Origin of the sequence: Rhodococcus daqingensis, assembly GCF_042665615.1 — a bacterium.
Lineage (GTDB): Bacteria > Actinomycetota > Actinomycetes > Mycobacteriales > Mycobacteriaceae > Rhodococcus_G > Rhodococcus_G daqingensis.
On sequence record NZ_JBHTCS010000005.1, the window covers coordinates 1 to 14,376 of the forward strand.

The following is a 14,376-nucleotide window of genomic DNA, read 5'->3' on the forward strand; positions in this document are numbered from 1 at the left end:
CGCCACCTGCGCATCGAACAGATCGGCCAACGTCGCCGACGGGATCTCGTGCTCGGTCGCGTTCCAGCGATCGAGTTCGGCGTACTCCGTGTCGGAGAGCACGTCGAGATCCCCGACCCTCGCGTTCGGGTCCCGCTCGATCGCCGCGAGGATCCGGTCGACCCGGTCCAGGATCGTCTCGACCTCATCGGGCGCGAACAGGTCGGTGAGGAACTTCGCGTCCAACTGCAGGCGATCGCCCGCCTCGATGTACAGCGACAACGGGAAGGTGTTCGCGTCCACGCCGCCGACGCCGAGCAGCCGCATCCCGTCGATGTCCGCGTCGGCGGTCGCGCTCGCGGCGTCGACCGGGTAGGACTCGAACACGGTGATGGTGTCGAACACGGAACCGGCGCCGGTGCGCTGCTGGATCGCCTGCAGGCCCACGTGGTGGTGTTCGAGCAGGTCCGACTGCTCGCCCTGCAGCCGGAGCAACAGCTCGGTCACCGTCTCCGCCCGGTCCACCGTGACGTGCACGGGCAGCGTGTTGATGAACATGCCGACCATCGACTCCACGCCCGACAGTGCGGGCGGGCGGCCGGACACCGTCGCACCGAACACCACGTCGTCGCGTCCGATCAGGCGCGAGAGCACCAGGCCCCATGCCGTCTGCACGACCGTGTTCAGCGTGACGCCGAGCTCGCGCGCGAGCCCGGACAGCGCACCGGTGCGCTCGGCCGGCAGGTGCAGGCTGACCTGCCCCGGGAGCGACGACTGTTCGCGACCGCGGTCGGCGGGCGCGAGCAGCGTCGGCTCCTCGGCCCCCACCATCGAACTGGCCCACTGCTCGAGTGAGGCCGCGGCGTCGCGGGTGGACAACCATTCGAGGAAGTCCCGGTAGGACCGCACCGGCGGCAGCACCGACGCGTCACCGCGAGCCGCATACAGCACGATCAGATCCTTGAGGAGCAGCGGCATGGACCAGCCGTCCACCAGAATGTGATGGCTCGTCATCGCCAGCGAATACGTGCCGTCCGCCCGCTTGACGAGGCTGAACCGGACCAGCGGGGGCTCGGACATCTCGAAGCGTCGAGCGCGGTCCTCGTCCAGGACCCGCTGCCGCTCCTCGTCGCCGTGCTGACCGAGGTCCACCTCGCGGAACTGAACCGGCGCGCCGTCCACGATCACCTGGACGGCGTTCCCCGCGTCGTCGTGCCGGAACCCGGCCCGCAGGTTCGGGTGCCGGTCGATCAGCGCCTGCGCCGCCGCGCGCAGGCGGCCGGCGTCGACGAGTCCGCCGAGTTCGATCACGACCTGCGAGGTGTAGACGTCGAGCGAGGTCGAGGTCTGCGCCAGCATCGAGTGGAAGAGCATGCCCTCCTGCAGTGGCGTCAACGACCAGACGTCCGCGAGCGCCGGGTACTCCGCCTCGAACCGCTCGATCTCGTTCTGCGACAACGACACCAACGGCAGGTCCGAGGGCGTGAACTGCGGCGACCCGGTCGCCGCGGCCCACCGGCCGATGGCCTCGAGGGCCCGGGACCAGAACTCGGACAGCTCGCGCACCTCGGACTCGTCGATCAGTCCCGGGGGGTACGCGAAGGTGGCACTCAGCCGTGAGCCCGTCACCGAGGCGTTGATGTCCACGACCGCGGCCGCGGGCAGGTCCGCGTCCGGAGCCGCCGACACCGAGAGCTCGCCCTTCGGCGCGGGCAGCCATCCGATCGCCGCCGAGTCCGCGGGCTCCTCGCCGCCGAGCTGGCCGAGGTAGTTGAAACCGATCTGCGGCAACGGGTGAGCGGCCAGCTCGGGCGCGGTCCGCTCGTTGAGGTACCGCAGCAGTCCGTACCCGATGCCCTTGTCCGGCACGGCCAGCAGCTGCTCCTTGACCGCCTTGACGGCCGAGGCGACGGCGGGTCCGCCGGCGAGAGCGTCCTCGAGGTCGACGCCGGACAGATCGAGGCGGAGCGGGAACATGCTGGTGAACCAGCCGACGGTCCGGGTGAGGTCGGCGACGACGGCGGTGCCGTCCGATCCCGCACTGCGCACAGCGTCTTCCTCACGCCCGTGGCCCTCGAGCTTGATCAGGGTCGACGTCTCGTCGACGCCGCGATCACGCCGCCATGCCGAGACGGCGATGGCCAGCGCGGCGAGCAGGCCGTCGTTCACGCCGCCGCGGACCGCAGCGGGCACCGCGGTCAGCAGCGCATCGGTGGCCTGCTCGGACAGCTCCACCTTCACCTCGGCGATGGACGCGAACAGGTCCACCGCTGGGTCGAGCGGGCGCGATGCCAGCAGCGGGTCGGTCCCGCCCTGCACCGTCCGCCAGTACGCCATCTCCGCTTCCCGGACAGTGCTGTTCGCCTCGTCGACCAGTCCGTGTGCCCAGCGGCGCATGGAGGTCCCGACCGGCGGCAGTTCCGGTGTGGCCCCCGTTGCGACGAACTGCCAGGCGGCCACCAGGTCCGCGACGAGGATGCGCCAGGACACACCGTCCACGACGAGGTGATGGGCGACGATCAGCAGTCGCCCGGCCCCCTCGGTATCGGGAGCGGGATCGAACCACACGAACCGCACGACCGAACCGGTCGCGAGGTCCAGCTGCGCAGCGGAGTCCTCGAAGGCCGGGGCCGCGAGGACGTCGAACTCGGTGGTGCCCGGCAGGGACCCGTCGTCGAACTGGACCCGGGTGATCAACGCGTCCACGTCGACCGAGCCAGGGGCGCCGATCGACATCAACGGCTCCGCGCCGCCCTGCGGGATCGACGATCTGAGCATGTCGTGCCGGTCGAAGACCGCGCCCAGGGTGGCCACCAGCCCGGACCGGTCGATGCCCTCGGGCAGCGCCAGGAAGGCCGGCATGAGCATCCGGTTGTGTCCGCCCGGACGCTCGATCATCCACCGCATGATCGGGGTGAGAGGCATCTCGCCGACTCCCCCACCCTCGAGTTCGGCGAGCACCGTCGCCCCGCCGGACTCGGACGTGAGCGTGGCGACCTGAGCCAGTCCGGCAACGGTCTTGCGCTCGAACACGTCCCGCGCCTTGATCACCACACCCGCGGCCTTGGCCCTGGTCACCAACTGAATCGAGACGATGCTGTCGCCGCCGAGCGCGAAGAAGGAGTCGGTCACGCTGACCCGCTCGACACCGAGCACCTCGGCGAAGAGGCCGGCCAGGATCTCCTCCACCGGGTTCGCCGGAGCGACGAACGACTCCAACGACGAACCGAAGTCGGGCTCCGGCAAGGCCTTGCGATCCACCTTGCCGTTGACGGTCAGCGGGATCGCATCGAGGACCACGATCGCCGACGGCACCATGTGTGCGAGCAGCGAGCGACCGACGAACTCGGTCAGCGCAGCGACGTCGACCGTCCCGGACGCGACCGGCACGACGTACGCCACGAGCACAGTTGCCCCCGACGGTCCCTGCCTGCCGATGGTGACCGCGAAGTCCACCGACTCGTGCGCGGACAGCGCCGCGTCGATCTCCCCGAGCTCGATGCGGAAGCCGCGCACCTTGACCTGGAAATCGCTGCGGCCGACGTACTCGATGGCGAGTCCGGTGCCGGTCTCCACCCAGCGCACCACGTCGCCGGTCCGGTACATCCGAGATCCCTCGGCGCCGAACGGGTTCGCGACGAAGCGGTCCGCGGTCAACGCACGGCGATCGTGGTAGCCGCGGGCCAGCTGTGCGCCCGCGAGATAGAGCTCACCCGCCACCCCGACCGGCACCGGCCGCAACCTGCGGTCCAGCACCGCAGCGGACATCCCGCGGATCGGTCCCCCGATGGTGAGCAGCTCACCCGGCGTCAGCGCCTCGCTGATCGCCGCCATGATGATCGTCTCGGTCGGGCCGTAACCGTTGTAGAAGTTGCGGCCCGGCGCCCAGACGTCGACCAGGTTGTCCGGTACCGCCTCGCCACCGGCGACCAGGTGCTGCAGGCAGTCCAGGCCCTCCGGCGACACGGACGCGAGCGCGCCCGGGGTGATGAACGCGTGGGTGACGCCGCCCGCCGAGATGATGTCCGCGAGCTCGGTGCCGCCGTACACGCCCGGAGGCACGATCACCATGGCCGCGCCCGCGCCCACGGCGAGCAACAGCTCGAGCATCGATGCGTCGAAGCTCGGCGACGAGAAGTGCAGCGCCCGCGACGTGGCCGTCACCGAGTAGCGCTCGCGCTGCTCGGTCGCGAAGTTCGACAACCCGACGTGGCTGACCACGACGCCCTTCGGCAGACCGGTGGAGCCCGAGGTGTAGATCATGTAGGCCGCATTCGCGACCGACACCGGGTCCACGCGATCGGAATCGGTCACCGGAGCGGTCGACTCGCGATCCGTCGCAGCGGCGAACTCAGGGTCGTCCAGGACGAGCCAGGAAGTCGAACCCGGCAGTTCCGCCACGTGTTCGGCATCCGTCAGGCCGATCACCACGCCGGAATCACTGACCATGTGCTCGATCCGGTCGGCCGGGTACGCCGGGTCCATCGGCACGAACGCACCGCCGGATTTCGCGATCGCCCACAACGCGATCTGCGATTCGACGGACCGCGGAAGTGCCAGCGCCACGAACGACTCGGGGCCGACGCCACGGTCGATCAGTACTCGCGCCAGCGCGTTCGAGCGATCATCGAGTTCGCCGTACGACACGGTCCGGTCGCCCGACACCAGCGCGGGGGCATCCCGGTCGATTGCGGCGGTGGCCAGCAACTCCGGCAGCGTGCGGATGGCCGGCTCCGCGGTCGGGCCGACGACCGGCGACAGCGCCGCCCGTTCGGCCGGATCGGTGACCTCGATGTCACCGACCGTGGTGCCCGGCGCGGACACAACGGTCTCGAGCACCCGTACGAACCGTGCGGACAGCGTGCGGACCGCGTCCCCGTCCACCAGCTCGGTGGCGTGGATGAACTTCAGGTGCAGCACGCTGTCGAGGCTCGCCGTCATCGTCACCGGATAGTGCGCGGCATCGATACCGTCGAACCCGGTCACTCGCATTCCGGCAATGTCGGTTTCGGAAGTCGCGCCCGCCATGTCGACGGGGAACGACTCGAACACCGCGAGGGTGTCGAACATCGCGGCCTCGCCCACCGCGCGCTGGATGTCAGCCAGCCCGACGTGGTGGTGGTCGAGCAGGTCGGTCTGCTCCAACTGAACACGGGCGAGGAGTTCCGCAACCGTCTCGGTCGGTTCGAGGTGGACCCGCACTGGCACGGTGTTGATGAACAGGCCGACCATCGACTCCACGCCAGGGATCTCCGGCGGCCGGCCCGACACTGTCGCGCCGAAGACGGTGTCCTCACGTCCGGTCAGGGCACCCAGCAAGATCGCCCAGGCCGACTGCACCATCGTGTTGGGCGTCACGCCCAGGTCCCGCGCACGAGCAGAGAGTCGCTCGCTGAACTCCTCGGACAGGTCGGTCGTGAACTGCCCGGAGACGCTGTCCTGCTGCCGGCCTCGGTCTCCTGAGAACAGCAGGGTCGGACCTTCCACGCCTGCCAGCGAATCCGTCCACGCGCGCAGGGATCGCTCATGATCGCGATCGGCCAGCCACGCGAGGAAGTCACGGTACGAGCGGGCCGCAGGCAAGACGCTGCCGTCGCCGTGCGCCGCGTACAGCACCAGCAATTCCTTGAGGATCAATGGTGTGGACCAGCCGTCCGAGACGATGTGATGACTCATCAGCATCAGCTCGTACTCACCCTCATCGAGGGTGAGCAGCGTGAACCGCAGCAGCGGCGGCGAACTCAGATCGAACTTGCGTCCCTGCTCGGACGCGCGGATCCGCAGACCTGCGCTCTCACGCTCGACGGGGTCCATCGACGAAAGATCGGCGACGTCGAACTGGACCTCTGCGTGATCGAGCACGACCTGCACCGCCGCGCCGGAATCATCGGTGACGAAGGCGGTCCGGAAGCTGGGATGCCGGTCGATGAGAGCCTGCGTGGCCCGGCGCATCCGGTCCGCGTCCACGGCACCGCTGAGCCGCAACACCATCTGCGTCGTGTAGACGTCGACCGAGGACTCGGCCAACATCGCATGGAAGAACATGCCGTACTGCAGGGGTGAGAGCGACCAGAGGTCCGTGAGCGCAGGGAAGCGCGCCTCGTACTGCTCGATCTGTGCCTGCGTCAACGAGACCAACGGCAGATCCGACGGAGTGAACCCGCCTGCGCCCGGGCTGCTCGCATGGCTCGCGATCGCGTCGAGCGCCGCGCTCCACAGCTCAGCCAGCTCGGCGACCTCCTCTGCGGACAACACGCCGGTCGCGAACCCGAAGACGGTCGAGAGTGTCTCGACGCCTACGGTGTTCGAGACCACAGCATTGATGTCGAGGGCGGTGACGGGCATTTCCGGGTCGCGTGCCGATCCGAGGGCTCCGCCGTCGTTCACGGGCACCCAGCCCATGTCGCGCATCTCGTCGGTGATCTCGAACGCACCGGTCCTGCCGAGGTAGTTGAACCCGATCTGCGGGGCCGCGAACCCTTCGAGCTCCGCGGCCGTCGCGGTGTTCAGGTACCGCAGCAGTCCGTAACCGATGCCCCTGTCCGGGACGGCGAGGAGCTGTTCCTTCACCATCTTGATCGCCTGGCCCGCGGCCGGGCCGCCCGCGAATGCGTCGTCCAGGTCCACACCCGCCACGTCGACCCGCACCGGGAACAACGAGGTGAACCAGCCGACGGTGCGTGACAGGTCCGCGCCTGCGACTGCCTCCTCCTCCCTGCCATGCCCTTCCAGGTCCAACAGCGTGCTCGATTCGGTGACACCGCGGCGCTCGCGCCAACGCGCCACCGCGAGTGCCAGGGCGGCGAGCAGTCCGTCGTTCACACCGCCGCCGAAGGCCCGCGGGACCGCGGTCAACAGCGCATCGGTGGTCTCGGCGGATGCCTCGACCCGAACGTCGCCGGTCGCGGAGACCACGTCGACAGCGGGATCGACCGGACGCGACCCGAGGGTCGGATCGGTGCCCTCGAGCACGGTCCGCCAGTATCCGAGCTCCCCGGTGCGCCGCTCGGACACCGCGGCCTCGGCGAGTCCGTGGGCCCACCGTCGCAGTGAGGTACCCACCTCCGGCAGCTCGGGCTGCGCACCCGACTGCAACTGACCCCACGCGGACGCAAAGTCCGGCAACAGGATCCGCCAGGAGACACCGTCGACGGCCAGATGGTGGATCACCATCAACAGGCGACCGTTGGTGTCGCCGGCCCCGTCTGCCGGGTCGAACCAGACGAACTGCGCGACGACCCCTTCCGTGGGGTCGAGCCGGTCTACGGCCGCCTCGAACTCGCCACGGACCAGAGCGGTGAACTCCTCGGTACCCGGCCGCGACGCGAACTCGACGCGATGGACCAGCGCTGCCGCCGGGACCGACCCCGCTTCGGCGACCGTGAGACCGGAGCCATCGGCGTTCCAGCGCAGCCGCAGCGCGTCGTGCCGATCGACGACGGACTGGATCGTCGATTCGACCGTTGCCCTGTCGATTCCGTGTGGGAGCGTGACGAAGCTCGACTGCGAGAACCGACGCAGCAGCCCGCCACGGTCGGCGCCGGCCCGCATGATCGGTGTCAGCGGCAGCTCTCCGACACCGCCGCCCGGTAGCTCCTCGAGCGTCGACTGAGCGACGTCGGACGTCATGGTCGCCACGAGCGCGAGTGCCGCAGCGGTCTTGTGTTCGAAGACCTGACGTGCGGTCAGTACGAGTCCGACGGATCTGGCACGCGTGACCAACTGGATCGACATGATGCTGTCGCCGCCGAGCGCGAAGAAGGAGTCCTCCACACTCACCCGATTGATGCCGAGCACGTCCGCGAACACCGCGGCGATCGTCTCCTCCGCAGGCGTGCGCGGAGCGACGTACACGGACTCGACCGAACCGAACTCGGGGATCGGCAGAGCCCTGCGGTCCAGCTTGCCGTTGGCGGTGACGGGCAACGCATCGAGAATCGTGATCGCGTCCGGAATCATGTACTCGGCCAAGACCTTGGCCACTGCCGCACGCAGTTCCCCGGGGTTCGGAGCGGACCCGACCGACCCGACCACGTACGCGACAAGGCGCTGTCCGAGGTCGGTGTCCATCGCCAGCGCGGCAGCCTGGTCCACGGTCGGGTGCGCCAGGAATGCCGACTCGATCTCGCCGAGTTCGATCCGCAGACCGCGCACCTTGACTTGGAAATCGGTGCGCCCCAAGTATTCCAGGGCTCCGTCGGCATTCCAGCGGGCCACGTCGCCGGTCCGGTACATCACCGATCCTGGGGCGCCGAACCGGTTCGCCACGAAACGTTCTGCGGTCAGATCGGCGCGGGCATGGTAACCGCGAGCGAGCTGGGCGCCCGCAAGATAGAGCTCTCCCGCAGTACCGGGAATCGCCGGCTGCAGGCGCGAGTCCAGCACGTAGGCCTGAGTGTTCCAGCTGGGTCGACCGATCGGGACCACTGTCGTCTCAGAACCGTCGACGCGGTGGGTCGTGGACGTGACGGTGACCTCGCTGGGACCGTAGTTGTTCTCCAACCGCGCGCCGGTGATGCGCCGGACGCGTTCGGCGAGCTCCGGGGACAGCGCCTCGCCACCCGCCATCACCATCCGCACCGAATCCGGCAATCGCAGATTCGATTCCCCGACGAACACCGCGAGCATCGAGGGCACGAACCCCAAGATCGTGACGCCCTGATCGCGGACCGTCTCGATCAGGTACTCCGGGTCACGGTGGCCATCCGGTCGCGCGATAACAGTCCGAGCACCGGAAATGAAGAGCAGGAACAGCTCCCACACCGACGGGTCGAACACGGTCGGAGTCTTCTGCAACCCGACATCGGAGGCCTCGAAGCCATAGGTCCCCTGCATCCAGAGCAGGAAGTTCACCACCGCGCGGTGCTCGACCGTGACGCCCTTCGGCACACCGGTGGAACCCGAAGTGAAGATCAGGTAGGCGGCGTCCGACGAACGCAGCGGCGCGATCCGTTCGCAGTCCGAGAGGGGCGAGTCGTCGAGTCCGCTGCCCTCGGACAGCGCAGCATCGACCTCAATCGACATCACGCCCGCAGGCACCGACACCGCATCGGCCGCCGTGGTCAGCACGCAGACGGGATCAGCGGTGGCGATGACCGTCGCGAGCCGTTCCGCCGGCTGCTCCGGGTCCAGCGGCACATAGGCACCGCCGGCCTTGAGCACCGCGTACATCCCGATCATCATCTCAAGCGAACGCCGGGCAACGAGTGCGACCCGACGCTCCGGCCCGACGCCCGCGGCGATCAACCTGCGCGCGAGTCGGTTTGCCCGGGAATCGAATTCACCGAACGTCACGGTCTGACCCTCGAACGTGAATGCCGGCGCATCAGGAGTGCGCGCGACAGCCACATCGATCAGCTCGGTCAACGTCACGTCGGGTAGCGGCACCATCTCGAAACCGGGCACCGTGGTGGCCTGTTCACGCTCGTCCGGCTCGAGCAGATCGAGGTCGCCGACGATCAGATCGGGATCGACTACAGCCGCAGTCAGGATTCGAACGTACCGCCGCGAGATCCTCTCGACAGATTCCCGATCGAAAAGAGCTGTGGCGAAGCTGAACACACCAGCGAGTCCGCCCGACTTGCCGTCCGCATCCACGAGCTGGGACAGGGTCAGACCGAGATCGTCCTTCGCCTCGGCAAGGTCGGTTTCGAGCGCGGTGACACGCAACCCCGGCAGCTCAAAACTCACAGGCTCGAGATTCTCGAGCCCGAACGACACCTGGACCAGTGGCGCATAGGCCGTGGACCTTGCAGGGTTGAGCACCTCCACCAGCCGCTCGAAGGGCACGTCAGCGTGTGAGAATGCATCGAGGTCCGCCTCGCGAACCCTGCCCAGAACGGTGGCGAACGAATCCGCCGGTGCGACTTCGGTCCGCAGGACGAGTGTGTTGACGAACATTCCGACCAGCGGGTCCAGAGCCTCCTCACCACGGCCGGCGACAGCTGTTCCGACCGCGATGTCCTCGCTGCCACTCAACCGCATCAGCAGAACCGCGAACGCCGCCTGCATGACCATGAAGGACGTGCTCCCGGTGGACCGAGCGATCCGGTCCACGCCTGCGGCGACCTCAGCCGAGACCTCGAACCGCACCCGGTCACCCGCTGTCGACCGCACGGTGGGTCGCGGTCGATCGGTCGGCAGCGCCAGGAGGTCCGGAAGGCCCGCCAGCGCCTGACGCCAATGCCCGACCTGCCGGGCGATCGCGGACTCCGCATCCGATTCCGCGCCAAAGACCTCACGCTGCCACAGGGCGAAGTCGGCGTACTGCACCGGCAGCGGATGCCATTGCGGCGCTGCGCCCGCCGCCCGCGCCGCGTAGGCCCGCATCACATCACGGGCGAGCGGGGCCATCGAGAATCCGTCCGCGCTGATGTGATGCACCACGACCAGTAGCACGCGATCGTTGTCATCGATTTCAAAAAGCACGGCACGCAACGGAATCGACTTGGTGACGTCGAAGCCGCGGCCGGCGAACTCCGCCGCCCGAGCCATCAGCTCGGATTCGGCGACGGCGATCCTGGCGAGCTCGATCGACGCCTCGCCCGTCGCGATCACGCGCTGCTCCGGACCGTCCGGGCCGGAGGGGAAGATCGTGCGCAGCGACTCGTGTCTGGCCAGCACGTCGAACATGGCCTGCTGCAACGCCTCCACGTTCAGCGCACCGGACAACCGGACTCCGAGCGGGATGTTGTACGCGGCCGAGTTGGTGTCGAACTGGTTGAGGAACCACATCCGCTGCTGAGCCATCGATAGCGGGATCCGGCCGGTCCGCGGCTGCGCGACCAACGCGGGCCGATTGACGTCCCTGCCGGACATCGACGCCGCGGCCACCGCGAGCGACTCCACCGTGGGTGCGTCGAAGAGCTCCCGCACGCCCATCGCGATACCGAGGGCGGAGTTCACCCGTGCCACCACCCGGGTGGCCACCAGCGAGTTGCCGCCGATGTCGAAGAAGTCCTGGTCGACCGACACCCGGTCCACGCCGAGCAGGTCGGCGAAGACTCCCGCGATCACCTCTTCCACCGGGTTGCGCGGCGGGCGGAACTCGGTGGCCGATTCGAACACGGGCTCGGGAAGTGCCCGGCGGTCCAGCTTTCCGTTCGGGGTCAGCGGAATCGATTCGAGTTCCACAAACGCCGAGGGCACCATGTGCGCGGGCATCTCGACGCCCGCGTACTCCGCCAGCATCGACCTGTCGATGCTCCGGCCGGCGGCGGCGAGCACATAGGCCACCAACACCGTGTTGCTCGAGGCGGTCTCGTGCCCGATCGTCGCGGCGAACTCGATGCTCTCGTGGCGGGTGAGGACCGCGTCGATCTCGCCGAGCTCGATGCGGAAGCCGCGCACCTTGAGCTGGAAGTCGCTGCGGCCCACGTACTCGATGGCCAGCGCGGCCGTGTCATCCCCCGTCGCTCCGCTCGCCCCACCGACCTCGATCCAGCGCACCACGTCACCGGTGCGGTACATCCGGGACCCGTCCTCCGCGAACGGGTTCGCCACGAACCGGTCCGCCGTCAGCGCGAACCGTTCGTGATAGCCGCGGCCGAGCGCGGGACCCGCGAAGTACAGCTCGCCCGGCACCCCGACGGGGACGGGGTGCAGGCGATTGTCGAGCACCATCGCGTCGGCGCCACGGACAGGGCCACCGATGTTGATCGACCCGCCGGGCACCATCGGCCGGCTCATGGTGATCACCATCGACGTCTCGGTGGGACCGTAGACGTCGAAGAGCCGTCTGTCCGGCGCCCACTTGGCGACGAGCTCCGACTGCACGGCCTCGCCGCCGACCGCGACATCGGTCAGCTCGTCGAGGCCGATCGGGTCGACGGTGGCGAGCGCGGCCGTCGTGATGAACGCGTGCGTGACCCGGTTCTCGCGCAGGAAGTCGCCGAGCTCCTGACCGCCGTAGATGGTGGGCGGCGCGATCACCATCGTCGCGCCCGAGCCGATGGCCAGCAGCAACTCCAGCACCGCGCCGTCGAAACTCGGCGACGCGAAGTGCAGGGTCCGCGACTCGCGCGTCACCGAGTAGTGCTCGCGCTGCGCGGCGGCGAAGTTGGCGAAACCGGTGTGCGTGATGAGAACGCCCTTGGGCTTGCCCGTGGAGCCGGAGGTGTACACCATGTACGCCCCCGACGCGAGCGTCAGCGGCCGGAGCCGATCGGCGTCACCGATCGGTGCCGCGGACAGTTCGTCGACGGACGCGGCGAACTCTGCGTCGTCGAGCGTGAGCCAGTTCACCGAGTCCGGCAGTGCCTCGATGCTCGAAGCGGCGGTGAGTCCGACCCGGACGCCGGAATCGGCGACCAGGTAGTCGATTCGCTCCTGCGGGTACGACAGGTCGAGCGGGACGAACGCGGCACCGGTCTTGGCGATCGACCAGACCGCGAGAACGGATTCGACCGAGCGAGACAGCGCCACCGCGACGAAATCCTCGGTGCCGACACCGGCGGCGATGAGCTTGCGCGCCAGCCTGTTCGACGCCTCGTCGAACTGCCGGTAGGTCAACGCGCGATCGCCGGACTCCACCGCGTGCGCGTCCGGGTTCAGCGCGACGGCCGCGGACAGCAGCTCCGGCAGGGTGGCCGGGGCGATGCTCGGGGCTCCGGACAACGGTGCCAGCCGGGCCCGCTCGCGGTCGTCCAGCAGACTCAGGTCTCCGACCGACTGCGCCGGAGCCGTGACGACCGCCTCCAGGACCCGCAGGAAGCGGGTGGCGAAGTCCACGACCGTCGACTCGTCGAACAGGTCGGAGGCGTACGTCAACTCGGCGGTGAGCCCGCCACCGCCGGTGGGGTCGCTCTCCATCATCATCAGCTGGAGATCGAACTTCGCGACCTGCAGCCCGCTCTCCAGCGCGCTCACCGTGAGGCCCGGCAGTTCCAGCGCGGCCTGTTCGAGGTTCTGGAATCCGAGGATCACCTGCGCGAACGGCGAATGCGCACGCGAGCGGGTGGGGTTGAGCGCCTCGACCAGCTGCTCGAAGGGCACGTCGGCGTTTCCGAACGCACCGAGATCGGTCTCCCGGACCTGGGCGAGGAGCTCGGTGAAGGACGCGTCCGCGTCGATCGCGGTGCGCAGCACGAGCGTGTTGACGAACATGCCGACGAGGTCGTCGAGCTGTCGTTCGCCGCGCCCGGCGACCGGGGTCGCGATGGCCACGTCATCGGTGTTGCCGAGCCTCGAGAGGAACACCACGAGCGCGGCGTGCACGGCCATGAACAGGGTGGCCCCGTGTTCGCGGGCGAGCGCGTCCAGGCGTCCGCGCAGCTCCGGGTCGATGGTGAAGGCAACGCTGCCGGCCCGGAAGGACTGCTGGGACGGCCGCGGGCGGTCTCCCGGGAGTTCGAGGACCTCGGGGATCCCCGCCAGTGCGGACTTCCAGTATTCGATCTGCTGCGACGCCAACGACTTCGGATCGTCGGTGGTGCCGAGGACCTCGCGCTGCCAGATGCTGAAGTCGGCGTACTGCACCTCGAGTGGGGTCCACCGCGGCGCCTCGCCCGCCGTGCGCGCGAGGTAGGCGGTGACGAGGTCCCGAGCCAGCGGCGCGGTCGAGGCACCGTCGGACGAGATGTGATGGATCGACATCGCCAGCACGTGCTCGGCGACATCCGCGTCGTCTACCTCGACGATCTTGACCCGCAACGGAATTCCGGTGGTCACGTCGAAGCCTTGGGAGAAGAACGAGACCAGCTCGGCCGCGAGCTCGGACTCGGTGGCGGTCGCGGTGCTCACGTCGAGATCGACCTCCGCGGCGGGAACGATGAGCTGATGCGGTCCGTCGTCGGTGTTCGGGAACATCGTCCGCAGGGACTCGTGGCGTTCGAGGACGTCGCCGAGCGCTGCCCGAAGGAGGTCGGTGTCGAGCTCGCCGGTGAGCCTGATCGCCATCGGGATGTTGTAGACCGGCGAGGCCGTGTCGTACTGGTTCAGGAACCACATTCGGGACTGAGCCAGCGACAACGGGATCCGGCCTGAGCGCGGCCGGGCCGCGAGTTCGCTGCGCGCCTCGGCGCGGCCTTCCCCATGTTCGATCCGGGCGGCCAGCTCGGCCACCGTCGGCGCCTCGAAGAGGTCGCGCAGACGCAGCGCCGCCCCGGTGGCCGCGTTGACCCGGGCCACGACCTTGGTCGCGACGAGCGAGTCGCCACCGAGGGCGAAGAAGCTGTCGGTCGCGGACACCCGGGGCACCGACAGCAGCTCGCCGTACACGGCCGCGACGATCTCCTCGACGACGGTCGCGGGCGCGACGTAGGACTCCTCCGCGGAGCCGAAATCGGGATCCGGCAGCGCCTTGCGGTCGACCTTGCCGCTGGGTGTCAGCTCGAACTCGTCGAGCACCACGACCGCCGACGGGACCATGTAGTCGGGCAGCGTGCGCCCGGCAACCTC

General features: G+C 68.9%; 1 protein-coding gene. It reads right to left on the bottom strand.

The genetic code is table 11. The features are described from left to right. A partial coding sequence (locus ACFQS9_RS03670; RefSeq protein ID WP_378401698.1) for an amino acid adenylation domain-containing protein occupies positions 1 to 14,376 on the bottom strand: 14,376 nt, incomplete at both ends.